The sequence below is a fragment of the Microbacterium sp. AR7-10 genome, assembly GCF_001878835.1.
In the GTDB taxonomy this organism is placed as follows: Bacteria; Actinomycetota; Actinomycetes; order Actinomycetales; family Microbacteriaceae; genus Microbacterium; species Microbacterium commune.
In genome coordinates, this window is sequence record NZ_MJIR01000100.1 from 18197 (window position 1) to 31478 (window position 13282).

The following is a 13282-nucleotide window of genomic DNA, read 5'->3' on the forward strand; positions in this document are numbered from 1 at the left end:
CTCGGCCTCGGTCGGACGCCGAATGCGACTGAGTCTCAGCATACGTGGCCCCGAGTGTCCCGACGGATGAGTGCCCCGGCGGATGCGGGCGGATGGATGCTGAGACCATGGACCCTCGTCGCGAACGAGCCTACGACAGCGCCTCGCCCGACGACGGGTACCGGGTCAGCTCCACACGAACCGGAAGACCCCTGTCACGACCGCCGCGGCGATGGCGAGTGCCATGATCGCGATGCCGCCGAGCAGCGCCGCACCGTCGCGGGCGTGCAGGCGCGAGGGACGCGACCACGTGCGCTCGATTCCCGAGCCGAACCCCCGCGCCTCCATCGCCATCGCCAGCTTGGTGCCGCGGCGCACCGCGAAGACGAGCAGGACGAAGGCCATCGAGAAGAAGCGACGCAGCGCGCCGTGATCACCCACACCCCGCGCACGTCGGGCCAGCGACATGGTGCGCCAGTCGTCGATGAAGAGCCCCAGCATCCTCGCTCCGGCCAGCGCCCCGAGCACGAACCGGCTCGGCAGGTGCGCGACCTGCGCGAGGGCATCGCCGAGCTCGGTCGGATCCGTGCGTCCGAACAGCAGGATGGTCGGCAGACCGAGGGCGATCACGCGCAGCGTCACCGCCACGGCGAGCGCGATCGACCCCTCGCTGATGGCGGCGAAGCCGAAGCGGAAGAACACCGCCCCCTCCGGCTCGGCGTAGAGCAGCATGCTGAGTCCGGCGATCGGCGAGAACAGGGCGATGGGCAGCAGCCGCAGCAGCACGGTGCGCACGGGCAGGCCGGTCAACGGCAGGCAGAGCAGCTGCAGGGCGATGGCCACCAGGGCGCTCACCGGGTCGATCGACGCGAACAGCGGCACCGACAGCAGCAGCGCGAGCACGATCTTCGTGACGGGATTCACCCCGTCGAGCCATGCCGGGCGATCGGCTGCGCCGGGAGGAGTGGACCGCGTCGACGTCGAACGGGTCGTCGTGGTCGTCATCGCCGCCCCCTTCGGACGTCAGCCGGCGATGGCCGATGGTCGTCTCCCGGCGCCGGATCGAGCTGGATGCGATGCCCGCCGAGGTGGCGCACCACCGCGTCATCGTGACTGACGGCGATCACCGTGCGACCCGCGCGGACCTCGGCCTGCAGCAGCTGCACGAGCCCGATCCATCCGCGTCGATCCTGACCGAAGGTGGGCTCATCGAGCACGAGCACCTGCGGAGCGGCCGCCAGCACGGTCGCCACCGACAGCCGCCGCTTCTGTCCGCCGCTGAGCGTGAACGGATTCGCGAGCGCGAGCGGAGCGAGGTGCAGGCGCTCGAGAAGGTCGTCGACGACCGCATCGACCTGCGTGTCAGACAGCCGGAGCGCCCGGGGACCGACGGCCAGCTCGTCGCGCAGAGTCCGGGCGAGGAACTGGTGCTCCGGCTCCTGGAAGACGGTTCCGATCCGGGTCAGCAGCTCACGCGACCTCCAGCGCGAGGGCCGGCGGCCGGATCGGCCGGCCAGGTCGGGTGCGGCGAGCACCGTTCCCTGCAGTTCCGGCAGCAGACCCGCGAGGGTGAGCGCGAGCGTGGACTTGCCGGCACCGTTGGGTCCGGTGACGACCGTCGCCGCCGCGCGCGGTATCCGCAGCTCGAGTCTGCTCTGCACGGCGGTGCGACCGTCACGCGACACGGCGAGATCGGCCGTCTCGAGCACCGCGCCCGTCACGGGATCGGCGGACGGGAGCACCGGCACATCGATGTCGTGGTGGGGCACCCACACTCCCGCATCGGCGAGCGCATCGCCGTGCTGCGCGAACACGACCGCGGGCGGACCGTCTGCGAGCAGGCCGCCGTCGGCGGCGAGCACGATGACGCGGGTCAGCAGGTCGAGCCATATCTCGGTGCGGTGCTCGACGACGACGAACGTGGCGCCGGTGGCATCCAGCGCCCTGCCGACGCTGTCGCGCACCTCCCGCACCCCGGTCGGGTCGAGGTTCGCGGTCGGCTCGTCGAGCAGCAGCAGACCGGGCTGCATCGCGAGGACGCCGGCCAGCGCGAGGCGCTGCTTCTGGCCACCCGAGAGGGCCTTCGTGGGACGATCCAGCGGCACATCGAGACCGACGGACTCGAGCGCCGACGCGACGCGGCCGGGGATCTCGTCTGCCGGCACGCCGAGGTTCTCGCAGCCGAAGGCCACGTCATCGCCGACCTTCGACAGCACGACCCCGGCGTCCGGGTCCTGCAGCACCAGGCCGATCCGCCCTCGCTGCGTCTCGGGCGCGGCCCCGTCGACGAGCAGCGCACCGGTGCGCTCGCCCTCATCAGCGTCGCCGAGCACGCCGGCGAGGCCTGCGAGCAGCGTCGATTTGCCCGCACCCGAAGCACCCAGCAGCAGCACCCGCTCGCCGGGCTCGATGGTGAACGAGACGTCGCTGACCGCGGGCAGCCTTCGGCCGGCGTAGCGCCAGCCCCACCCGTTCGCAGTGACGCGAGCCGGAGACGACACGCTCAGACCTCCTGGCGCACTTCCCGGCCGGCCGCGAACCGGCTCAGCGCCCCCGTCGAGGCGAGCGCGCGCACGAGCAGCCAGCCGACCACGCCGGCCAGCAGCGCACCCGAGATGACGAGCGCACCGAGGTAGATCGCGTTGAACTCGATGCTCTTGAGGAAGTTCGGCGACGAGCCGTAGAACATCTCGAAGACCCACGCGGCCACCGCCGCACCCACGCCCGAGAGGGCGGCGACGACGATGCCGAACCGGCGGTAGAGGAACAGCGCGAAGATCAGTTCGGCGCCGAGACCCTGCACGAGCCCGGAGAGCACCGTAGACACGCCCCACACGTTGCCGATGAGCATGGAGATGATCGCGGCGATCAGCTCGACGACGAGAGCGGCGCCGGGCTTGCGGATCACGAGTCCGCCGATGACGCCGCCGATCAGCCAGATGCCGACGGCGATGCCGCCGAATCCGGGGGTCAGGGCGTCGGCGGCCCCGAACCAGGCGCCGCCGATGATGTTCCAGCCCCAGAACAGCAGGCCGATCGCGACGCCGAGCACGGCGGCGACGACGATGTCGACGACGCGCCAGCGCAGGTTGCGAGCGGCGGGTGCGGGGGTGGTCTGCGCGGTGGACGCGGACATGGACGTGCTCATCTGAACTCCTCCCTGCGCCGGCATGATCCGGATCAGGTTCGACGGTCGAAGCGCGGATCGCTTCCTCTCAGCCCGGCTGTCCGGACTCCCGTGGTGATGGCACGATCATAGCCCCGGTCGCCACCATCCGGGGCGGGCGTTTCGTTCCGTGAAACACCGGGCTGTAGCGTGGTCGCGTGACACCTCCCCCCAAGTCGACGACGCCGGCGACGCGCCGTGCCGTGCGCGAGCGCACTCGCGCACGCGCCGAGCATCCCTCCGCCGGTGCGGCGGCGCTTCCCGCGTTCGGCGAGAGCCTCGGACCGGAGCGGTTCGCCGTCGAGGATGCTGCGGCTGCGGATGCCACCGACGCGGCGCTGACGACCGCGGAGCCCGCGGGAACCCGCTCCCGCGCAGCCGAGGAGCCCCGCGGAGCCGAGGAGTCGCACACGGGCGGTGAGTCTCAGACGGAGTGGGCGGACGCCACCCGCCCGCCCACAGCACTGACCTGGTTGGAGCCGTCCGACCTGCTCGACGAGCACGCCCGGGGGGCGCAGCCGCGCGACCTCTTCGCCGGCGCCCGGCTCACCCCGGAGTGGCGTCGTCCTCGCGTGCTCCTGCCGCTCGGCTTCGTCCTCGCGCTGTGCGGCGCGTACGTCTCGACCATGCTGCTGTGGCCGCTGGACGAGGTGGCGCCGGTGGTCGAGGCATCCACCATCGAGATCGCTCCCGCTCCGGCCGCGACCATGACGTGGCCCACCACGGGCAGTGCGGCCGTGGGCATCCAGGGCATGACACCGGTCGCGTCCACCGCGTCGGCCGGCGAGATCGCGAGCATCTCGAAGGTGGTCAGCGTGATGATGGTGCTCGACGAGCTGCCACTGAAGGTCGGCGAGCAGGGCCCGAGCTTCGCCTTCACCCTCGCGGACGCCCGCGAGTTCTGGCGCTACCGCAGCATGGATCAGTCGTCGCTCGATGTGCCGGTCGGCGGCAGCCTGACCGAGTATCAGATGCTGCAGGGCGTCATGCTGGGCTCGGCGAACAACTACATCGACCGCCTCGCGAAGGAGATCTGGGGCTCGCAGCGCGGGTTCGCCGAGGCGTCGGCGAAGTGGCTCAGCGACCGCGGCATCGAGGGCGTCACCCTCGCCTCCCCCTCGGGTTTCAGCGAAGCGAATGTGGCGCCGCCCGCAGCGCTGATCCAGATCGCCGAGCTCGCGATGGCGAATCCCGTCTTCGCTGAGATCGTCGCCACCCGCTCGGCCGACATCTCCGGTGCGGGTGTGGTCACCAACACCAACCAGATGCTCGACGACCCGGGCGTGGTCGGGGTGAAGACGGGGACGCTCACCCGCTGGCACCTGCTCACCGCGAAGGATGTCGCGTTCGGCGACACCACCGTGCGCCTGTACACCTCGGTGCTCGGGCAGGTCGGGAACACTGAGCGGTTGGATGCGACCCGTCAGCTTCTGTCCGAGATGGAGACGACGCTCGCCGAGCAGCCGCCGTCCGTTCCCTCGCGAACCGTGGTCGGCCGAGTCAGCACCGAGTGGGGCGATCGCGTCGACGTGGTGACGGATGCCGACGCGCGCGTGCTGCTCTGGAACGGCTCCGACGCGTCGGCCACGACCTCGTTCTCGCTCGGCGACAAGAGGTCAGCGGGCGCCGAGGTCGGCACCCTCACCGTCGAGGGCCCCATCGGCACCGCGACCGCCTCGGTCTCGCTCGCCGACGACATCACCCAGCCGAGTGCCTGGTGGCGACTGACCCACCCGCTCGCGCTCCTCGGCCTCGACAACGACTGACCGCCCCGCCGACGGGGCGCCGACGGACAGCCGAGCACCCCGCGGGATCAGCCGCGTTCGGGGTCGGATGCCGTCGACTCGGCCTCCTTCACCGCTTCGCCGAGCTGGCGGGTGTCAGGGGCGGCGATGACCTTCTGCTCGACGATCGCCTCGCGCTCATCGTGCGCGTCTTCGGCGACGATCACGGGCACAGAGCCTGTGATCGCCTCCTCGGCGTCGATGTCGGTCGCCGCCTGCTCGAACTGCGACTGGTACAGCCGCCAGTACGCGCCGCGGCGGGCGATCAGCTCGTCGTGGTCGCCCTGCTCGACGATGTCACCGTGCTCCATCACCAGGATGAGGTCGGCGTCGCGGATGGTCGACAGGCGATGGGCGATCACGAACGACGTGCGCCCCTCGCGAAGCGCCGCCATCGCCTGCTGCAGCAGCAGCTCGGTGCGGGTGTCGACCGCGCTCGTCGCCTCGTCGAGGATGAGGATCGACGGCTGCGACACGAAGGCGCGGGCGATGGTGATCAGCTGACGCTCACCCGCCGAGACGTTCGAGGCGTCTTCGTCGAGCACGGTCTCGTAGCCCTCGGGCAGCGAGTGCACGAACCGGTCGACGTAGGTCGCCTCGGCCGCGGCGACGATCTGCTCGTCGGTGGCCGCGTCGTTGCCGTAGCGGATGTTCTCGCGGATGCTGCCGGCGAACAGCCACGGATCCTGCAGGACCATGCCCGTGCGCGCACGGAGGTCGTCGCGGCGCAGCTCGGAGATGTCCTGACCGTCGAGCAGGATACGGCCCGAGTCGAGCTCGTAGAACCGCATGATGAGGTTCACGAGCGTCGTCTTGCCCGCGCCGGTCGGTCCCACGATCGCGACGGTCTGCCCCGGCTCCACCCGGAACGACAGGTCGGTGATCAGCGGACGATCGGAGGTGTACGAGAACGCGACGTGCTCGAACTCGATGACGCCCTTGCCCTCCGGCGCGGAGGGTGCGTCTTCGGCATCCGGATCCTGCTCCTCGGCGTCGAGCAGGTCGAACACCCGCTCGGCCGAGGCGGTGCCCGACTGCACGACGGCGGCCATGCCGCCCAGCTCGCTGAGCGGCTGGCTGAACTGCTGCGAGTACTGGATGAACGCCTGCACGTCACCGAGGCGCAGGTTGCCGCCCGCGACGAGCAGTCCACCGAGCACCGCGATGCCGACGTACTGCAGGTTTCCGACGAACATCATCGCGGGCATGATGATGCCCGAGAGGAACTGCGCCTTGAACGCCGCCTGGAACAGCTCCTCGTTCTCGACCTGGAAGCTCTCGAGGGCGTCCTTCTCACGGCCGAACACCTTCACCAGTGCGTGACCGGAGAACGCCTCCTCCACCCGCGCGTTCAGACGACCGACCTTGCGCCACTGCGTGCCGAAGGCCTTCTGCGAGCGCGGACCGAGGATGCCGAAGATGACGCCCATGAGCGGCAGCGAGACGAGGGCGACCAGCGCCAGCTGCCACGAGATCGAGAACATCATGACCAGCACGCCGACCACCGTGAGCACGCTGGTGAGCGCGCCCGAGAGCGACTGCTGCATGGTCTGGGTGATGTTGTCGATGTCGTTGGTGACGCGTGAGATCAGCTCACCGCGCTGCACCTTGTCGAAGTACGACAGCGGCAGCCGGTTGATCTTCGCCTCGACGTCCTCACGCAGACGCCACATGGTGCGCACCATGATGACGTTGATCACGTACCCCTGCAGCCAGCTGAGGATCGAGGAGACGACGTAGATGGCCAGCACGGCGATGATGATCCAGCGCAGGCGCTCGAAGTCGACTCCGTCGCCGACCGCGAAGTCGTCCATCGCCGAGATCATGTTGGCGAACTCGTCCTGTCCGGTGCCGCGCAGCGCCTCGACGACCTGATCGCGGCTGGTGCCCTGCGGGAAACCGGGCGCACCGCCGAAGCCCCGGCCGAGCACGCTCGAGATGAATCCCTCGTAGACGACGTTGGTCGCCTCGCCGAGCACCTTCGGCGCGGCAACGGCGAGCACGACGCCGATGGCGCCGAAGAACGACACCAGCACGAACCACCAGGCGGAGGGCTTGAGCAGCCCGATCATGCGCCTGAAGCTGGGCCCGAAGTTGTCGGCCTTGCCCGGTGCCGGGCCGTCCCACATGCTGCCGCCCTCGAGGCGCGCCTTCTCGGCGAGCTCGGCTTCTTCCTTCTCAGCGGCGGTCATCTCGACCTGCGCCGTGCTCTGCCCGCTCACGCGTCCACCCCCAGCTGCGATTCGACGATCTCCCGGTACGTGGGGCTGGCGACGAGCAGCTCGTCGTGCCTGCCCACGCCCACCACGGCACCGTCGTCGAGGACGATGATGCGGTCGGCATCCGTGATGGTCGAGACGCGCTGCGCGACGACGATCTTGGTGACGTCGGGAAGCTCTCGCCACAGCGCCTGGCGCAGCCGGGCATCCGTCGTCAGGTCGAGAGCCGAGAACGAGTCGTCGAACACGAGGATGCGCGGCCGGTGCACGATCGCCCTGGCGATCGCCAGACGCTGCCGCTGGCCGCCCGAGACGTTCGTGCCGCCCTGGGCGATGCGCGACTCGAGCCCGTCGGGCATCGCCTCGACGAAGTCCCGCCCCTGGGCGATCTCGAGCGCCGCCCACAGCTCGTCGTCGGTGGCGTCCGCCCGCCCGTAGCGCAGGTTGGATGCCACGGTGCCGGAGAACAGGAAGGGTCGCTGGGGCACGAGTCCGATGCCCTGCCACAGCGCGTCGAGGTCGGCCTCGCGCACGTCGACCCCGCCGACCTGCACGACACCGCCGGTCGCGTCGAAGAGTCGCGGGATCAGCGAGACGAGCGTGGTCTTTCCCGAGCCGGTCGATCCGATGATCGCCACCGTCTCACCAGGCCGGGCCTCGAAGGTGATGTCGTTCAGCACCGGCACCTCGGCACCGGGGTAGGTGAACGCGACGTTGCGGAAGGCGACCGCCCCCGGCTCGGGGAACGCGGTGACGCCGTTGTCGGGACGGGTCATCGACGACTCCGCGTCGAGCACCTCGGTGACGCGCTCGGCCGAGACCGCGGCGCGCGGAATCATCATCGCCATGAAGCTCGACATGATGACGCCCATCATGATCTGGCCGATGTACTGCATGAATGCGAAGATCGTGCCGATCTCTGCGTTGCCCGCGTTGATCTCCACGCCGCCGAACCACACCACCGCGACGATCGTGACGTTGAGCACGAGCATGAACAGCGGGAACATCAGCACGAACAGCGAGCCGATGTTGCGGCCCAGCACCATGAGGTCGGTGTTGACCTCGCGGAACCGGCGCTCTTCGATGCGCTCGCGCACGAAGGCGCGCACCACGCGCACGCCGGTCAGCTGCTCGCGCATGATGCGGTTGACGTCGTCGAGCTTGGCCTGGTTACGACGGAACAGCGGCACCATGCGCCCGATGATCACGACCGCGATGATCAGCAGCAGGGGCACCGAGACGGCGATCAGCCAGCTGAGGCCGACGTCGGTCTGGATGGCCTTGATGATGCCGCCGATCGCCAGCAGCGGTGCGGTGACGAACATCGTCGCGCCCATCATCGCCAGCATCTGCACCTGCTGCACGTCGTTCGTGTTGCGGGTGATCAGCGAGCCCGCGCCGAACTGCGACACCTCACGCTCGGAGAATCCGCTCACCCGGGCGAAGACGTCGGCGCGGATGTCACGCCCGGCGCTCATCGCCATGCGCGCGGCGAAGAAGGTGGCGAGGATCGAGGCGAGGATCTGCCCCAGCGACACGAGCAGCATGAAGCCGCCGCGGTTCCAGATGTAGCCGATGTCGGCCTTGGCGACACCGTTGTTGATGATGTCGGCGTTGATCTCGGGCAGGTTGAGGGATGCCATCACGCTGGCGAACTGCAGCACGATGATCGTGACCAGCAGCGGCCAGTAGCGCTTCAGATAGCGGGTGAGGAGTTTTCCGAGCACAGGCGGACTTCCTTGTGAGGATTCGGGGGGGCCGAGACGCGGCCATCACACATCGTGCCACTAACCGCCGACATCCGTATCCCCCGCAGGGCTGACCTTCGCTGTCACCGGAAAGGGCGCGCCCACCCACCCCGGTGAAGTGTCAGGAGAAGCTCAGCCCGAACATCGTGGATGACGCGATGAGAAGCAGCACTCCTCCGGCGGCGAACACGGCCTTGCGCTCGGTCGTGGTCGACCTCACAGCCGCGATGACGGCCCCGACGACTCCGGCCATACCGACGAACGCGAACCCGCGTGCCGCATCCGCATCATCGACGGCGAACATCAACACAGCGGCGATGGCCGCACTGACGACGCCCGCGCCCGCGAGCAATGCCCCGGCCACAGCCATGCGCCCATCTCGACGCTCGATCGACGTGCTCATGAGACCTCCTCGTCACAGCTCACGGTAGCGCACAGCGTCGGGCCGCACGACCCTGAATAGACTCGCTGTCATGCCCTCTGAGAACGCCGCCCGCCCTGCCGTGCTGATGGTGTGCGACTACTCGCTGAAGTACCTCGGCGGTGCGCAGACGGCTTTCATCCGTCAGGCGCAGGCTCTCGCCGGCGAAGGTGTGAGGGTTGTCGTCCTGGCACCGGATGCGGACGCTCTGACGTCAGACGGCATCACCACGGTCTCCCCGCCGAGGCGCGGCACGATCCCGGTGCTCGACCTGCCGCTGCTCGGACGGGCCCGCGATCTCGAGCCGCTGGTCGCCGCGACGATCCGTCGGCACGGTGTCGGTGCGGTCGTCCTGCACTCCGAGTTCGCAGTCGCGGCGGCCGCGATCGACGTGGCGCGCCAGCTGGGGATCCCCTCGCTGCACACCGTGCACACCTTCTTCTGGCGCGCTCCGGCAGCGCTGGCCCCATTCGCGCCGGTGGTCTCGCGCGTGCACCGCTCGCTCACCGGCATCCGGTATGGCGGCCGTTTCACTGGCAGCCATCCGCTGAACAATTCTCTGCGGACCATGACGCTGCGCGTCGCGGAGCGCGCCGACATCGTTCTCTCGCCCTCGAAGCACCAAGCTGTGGCGCTGCGCGATGCGGGCGCAGGGCGGGTCGAGGCGTTCTCGAACGTCGCCCAGCCGCTTCGGGTGGCCCCCGCGCCGGAGGACGAACCGCTGCGCCTGCTGTGGGTGGCGCGCTTCGCGCCCGAGAAGCGCGTCGACGTCGCACTCGACGCGATGCGCCTCGTTGTCGAGCGTCTCGGTGAGGGCCGGGTGCACCTCGACGTCGCCGGCGGCACGCACCGACCCGTGCCGGGCGTGACCTTCCACGGATCGGTTCCGGGTGAACGAGTCGGCGAGCTGATGGATGCCGCGGATGCCGCCCTCATCACGTCGCTCGGCTTCGACAACCAGCCGATGGTCGCGCTCGAGGCGTTCGCGCACGGACGCCCGGTGATCGTCAGCGACCCCGTGCTCGCGACGGAGTTCGGCGACGCCGCGCTCGGCACCCCCAGTCCGGATGCTGAGGGCCTGGCCGACCTGATCATCCGGCTCGCGGCCGACCGCTCGCTGCTCGCGGCTCCGCGCGAGGCCGCGGTCGCGTATGCGAGCGAGCGGGTGGCCGCCGCCCACGTCGCGCGACTGCTGGAGCTCGTCGCCTCGGTCTGACCACTCATCGGAGGTAGGCGAACCCGCGAACACAGGCGAATACCGCGCAGAATCACCTACGTCGGGCTGTTGACCTACCTCGAGCGGGCGCGCTCAACGACAGCGCCGCCCCAGCGAGCGCCGCCCCAGCGGGCGAAGCACCTGCAAAGGCCCGGCTCAGAACAGGGGCGGCTCGGGCACATAGTTCCGCGCCGGCGCACCGGCATCCGACGGCAGCTCAGCCACGGTCGCGGGGTACCAATTCGGGCTGCGGTCCTTGTCGACCAGCTGCGCCCGGATGCCCTCGACCAGGTCCGGATGGTTGTGCCCGAACCACATGACGCGGCGGTACTCCCCCTCCAGCGCCTCGCGGACGCCGCTCATCGCCCGCGCCTCGCGCACGGCGTCGAGGGTGACGGCGAGGGCGGTGGGTGAGAGCTCCTCCAGCGTCGCCAGCGCGGACGCCGCATCCGGGGCATCCCATCGGCGCAGCCGCTGCATGATCTCACCCACGGTGTCGGCGGAGAAGGCCTCGTCGATCCACGCGCGCGCGGCGGGAAGCCGAGACGGCTCCGGTGTCTCGTCGAACAGCAGGGTGAGCTCGTTCGGAGTGCTCGGATCAGCGCGGGTGGCGAGCGCGTCGCGCAGCGCGTCGAGGTTCTCGGACGGCACGTGGTGATCGGCGAAGCCCAGGTACAGGGCATCCGCCGCGCTCATGCTCTGGCCCGTGAGGCCGAAGTACTCGCCCAGCCGTCCCGGCGCCCGGCCGAGCAGCCAGGTGCCGCCGACGTCGGGGGTGAAGCCGATGCGCGTCTCGGGCATCGCCAGACGCGAGCGCTCGGTCACGATGCGCACGGCGGCGTGGCCGGCGAGGCCGATGCCACCGCCCATCGTGATGCCGTCTGCGAAGACGACGATCGGCTTGGGGTACTCGGCGATCAGCGCGTTCATCGCGTACTCGGCGCGGAAGAACTCCGCGATGTGATCGGGATGGCCCGCGGTGATCGAGTCGTACAGGGCACGCACGTCGCCGCCCGCGCAGAGGCCTCGATCGCCGGCACCGTCGATCAGGACGGTCTGCACGTCGGTGTCGTCGACCCATGCGGTGAGCGCTGCGGTGATCTGCTCGATCATCCCGAGATCCAGTGCGTTGATCGCGCGGGGACGATTGAGCGTGATGCGTCCGAGCGAGCTGTCGGTGCGAACGAGGACGGTGGCGGCTTCGGTGTCGGTCACGCCTGTCAGGCTACTCCGCTTCCCGATCTGTCCCGATCTGCTCCGATCTGCGCATATCTGCCCCGATCTGCCCACGAGGATGCCCGTTTCCGGCAGGTGAAGCGCGGATTCTCCCAGGTTTCCGCGAAGATGGAAGAGATTGTCCCGAACAGGAGAGGTCGCCATGCCCGAAGGACAGGTGCTCGAGTTCACCCAGGTCACAAAGCGCTTCGGCGCGGTGACCGCCGTTTCCGACCTCTCCGTCCGCGTCGAGCCGGGCGCTGTCACCGGATTCCTCGGGCCGAACGGCGCAGGGAAGACCACGTCGCTGCGCATCCTGCTCGGCCAGATCCGTCCGACCTCGGGCACCGCGACCATCGGCGGTGCAAGCTACTCCGACCTGCGGCACCCGCTGCGCACCATCGGCGCCGTCCTCGAGGAGTCGGCGTACCGCCCTCGCCGCACCGCGAGTCGCCAGCTGATGCTTGCCGCGAAGGCGAACGGCATCCCGTCCGCTCGGGTCGCCGAGGTGCTGCACCTGGTGGGCCTGCAGGACGACGGCGACACCCGCCTCGGCAGCTATTCACTGGGTATGCGGCAGCGTCTCGCCGTTGCGTCGGCGCTGCTCGGGGACCCCGGCGTGCTCGTGCTCGATGAGCCGGCCAACGGACTCGACCCCGAGGGCATCCGATGGATGCGTCTGCTGATGCGCCGGCTGGCGGATGAGGGTCGCACCGTGCTGGTCTCGTCTCACGTGCTGAGCGAGATCGAGCAGGTCGCCGACGACGTCGTCGTGCTTTCGAAGGGCCGTGCGGTGCACGCCGGTCCGATCTCGGAGCTCGCGGATGCCTCGGGCGGCGCGGTCGTGGTGGATGCCGAGAACCGCGCACCCCTGATCACCGCGCTGTCGGCTGCGAAGCTCGACTTCGACGTGCTGCGCTCGGGCGTCACCGTGCGCGATTCCGACTCGGCCGCCGTCGGCGCCGTCGCCGCCGAAGCCGGTGTCGCGCTGACCATGCTGCAGCAGCGCGGCCCCAGCCTCGAGGAGGTCTTCCTCGACCTCGTCTACGGCCGCCGCGCCGACAGCCCGCGCCTCGACACCTCCGCGAACCGGGTGGCGCACGCGTCGGATCTGGTGAATGCGACCGCCGCTGCCGACGCTGCGCCGGGCACCGCTCCCGACGCCCCGGCCGCCCCGGCCGAGACGGATGCCGCGGATGCCGACGCTGCTGCGGAGCACGCCGACACCGGGGACGCCGGCGCTGCCGACGCGGCCCTCGTCGCGGGCGGCGTGCCGTTCTCGGGCGCGGCCGCTCTCGTCGCCGATGGCGGCGCCGTCGCAGCAGCCGGTGCCGGATACGGGGCGGCCCCAGCCGACACGGATGAGGCGGATGAGGCCGTGTCCTGTCTCTTATACACATCTGACGCTGCCGACGAACTCAACAAAAAAAAACGGCTATGGTATCTCTGCACGTCTTCTGCTACTCCCTCCACCCCACACCGCGACTCGCTACTCCTTTGTATCACATTTCAACTGTTTATCTCGTAGATTACT

General features: G+C 69.7%; 10 protein-coding genes and 1 riboswitch. Of the genes, 3 read left to right on the forward strand and 7 right to left on the reverse strand.

Going from position 1 to position 13282, the window contains the following annotated elements:
* Positions 1–165: 165 nt before the first annotated feature.
* The 3 genes from BFN01_RS13255 to BFN01_RS13265 form a co-directional block, all read right to left on the reverse strand.
* On the reverse strand, positions 166–984 hold the full coding sequence (locus BFN01_RS13255) for an energy-coupling factor transporter transmembrane protein EcfT (RefSeq protein WP_071644813.1): 819 nt from the start codon (positions 982–984) through the stop codon (positions 166–168).
* Positions 981–2480: an ABC transporter ATP-binding protein gene (locus tag BFN01_RS13260; RefSeq protein ID WP_071644814.1), complete on the reverse strand. Its 1500-nt coding sequence runs from the start codon at positions 2478–2480 to the stop codon at positions 981–983. Before BFN01_RS13260 ends, BFN01_RS13255 begins: the two co-directional genes overlap by 4 nt.
* Before the next feature lie 2 nt (positions 2481–2482).
* On the reverse strand, positions 2483–3127 hold the full coding sequence (locus tag BFN01_RS13265) for an ECF transporter S component (RefSeq protein WP_083428817.1): 645 nt from the start codon (positions 3125–3127) through the stop codon (positions 2483–2485).
* Positions 3120–3229, reverse strand: a riboswitch (TPP riboswitch). (Overlaps the previous gene by 8 nt.)
* Before the next feature lie 74 nt (positions 3230–3303).
* On the opposite strand from BFN01_RS13265, the gene BFN01_RS13270 reads away from it, so the two are divergent.
* Positions 3304–4911, forward strand: a complete 1608-nt coding sequence (locus BFN01_RS13270; protein ID WP_143187250.1) for a D-alanyl-D-alanine carboxypeptidase — start codon at positions 3304–3306, stop codon at positions 4909–4911.
* A gap of 47 nt (positions 4912–4958) precedes the next feature.
* On the opposite strand, the gene BFN01_RS13275 is transcribed toward BFN01_RS13270, so the two are convergent.
* The 3 genes from BFN01_RS13275 to BFN01_RS13285 form a co-directional block, all read right to left on the reverse strand.
* Positions 4959–7121: an ABC transporter ATP-binding protein gene (locus tag BFN01_RS13275; RefSeq protein WP_083428818.1), complete on the reverse strand. Its 2163-nt coding sequence runs from the start codon at positions 7119–7121 to the stop codon at positions 4959–4961.
* 26 nt (positions 7122–7147) lie between these two features.
* Entirely contained in the window at positions 7148–8875 is a 1728-nt protein-coding gene (locus BFN01_RS13280; protein WP_071644816.1) for an ABC transporter ATP-binding protein, read from the reverse strand.
* A gap of 142 nt (positions 8876–9017) precedes the next feature.
* Positions 9018–9299, reverse strand: a complete 282-nt coding sequence (locus tag BFN01_RS13285) for a hypothetical protein (protein ID WP_071644817.1) — start codon at positions 9297–9299, stop codon at positions 9018–9020.
* Positions 9300–9369: 70 nt separating this feature from the next.
* Here BFN01_RS13285 and BFN01_RS13290 point away from each other — a divergent pair, with 70 nt between their 5' ends.
* Positions 9370–10533 carry a glycosyltransferase family 4 protein gene (locus BFN01_RS13290; protein ID WP_071644818.1) on the forward strand — a complete coding sequence of 388 codons (1164 nt, stop codon included), beginning with the start codon at positions 9370–9372 and terminating at the stop codon, positions 10531–10533.
* A gap of 156 nt (positions 10534–10689) precedes the next feature.
* On the opposite strand, the gene BFN01_RS13295 is transcribed toward BFN01_RS13290, so the two are convergent.
* On the reverse strand, positions 10690–11748 hold the full coding sequence (locus tag BFN01_RS13295; RefSeq protein ID WP_071644819.1) for an enoyl-CoA hydratase/isomerase family protein: 1059 nt from the start codon (positions 11746–11748) through the stop codon (positions 10690–10692).
* A 163-nt stretch (positions 11749–11911) separates the two neighbouring features.
* Between BFN01_RS13295 and BFN01_RS13300 the strand changes: the two genes are divergently transcribed.
* On the forward strand, positions 11912–13276 hold the full coding sequence (locus BFN01_RS13300; protein ID WP_071644820.1) for an ABC transporter ATP-binding protein: 1365 nt from the start codon (positions 11912–11914) through the stop codon (positions 13274–13276).
* Positions 13277–13282 lie beyond the last annotated feature (6 nt).

Excerpts from the sequence above, each read along its gene's own strand:
- BFN01_RS13300 (WP_071644820.1), top strand. The coding sequence starts at position 11,912 with ATGCCCGAAGGACAGGTGCTCGAGTTCACCCAGGTCACAAAGCGCTTC.
- BFN01_RS13265 (WP_083428817.1), bottom strand. The coding sequence starts at position 3,127 with ATGAGCACGTCCATGTCCGCGTCCACCGCGCAGACCACCCCCGCACCC.
- BFN01_RS13290 (WP_071644818.1), top strand. The coding sequence starts at position 9,370 with ATGCCCTCTGAGAACGCCGCCCGCCCTGCCGTGCTGATGGTGTGCGAC.
- BFN01_RS13255 (WP_071644813.1), bottom strand. The coding sequence starts at position 984 with ATGACGACCACGACGACCCGTTCGACGTCGACGCGGTCCACTCCTCCC.
- BFN01_RS13285 (WP_071644817.1), bottom strand. The coding sequence starts at position 9,299 with ATGAGCACGTCGATCGAGCGTCGAGATGGGCGCATGGCTGTGGCCGGG.
- BFN01_RS13275 (WP_083428818.1), bottom strand. The coding sequence starts at position 7,121 with ATGACCGCCGCTGAGAAGGAAGAAGCCGAGCTCGCCGAGAAGGCGCGC.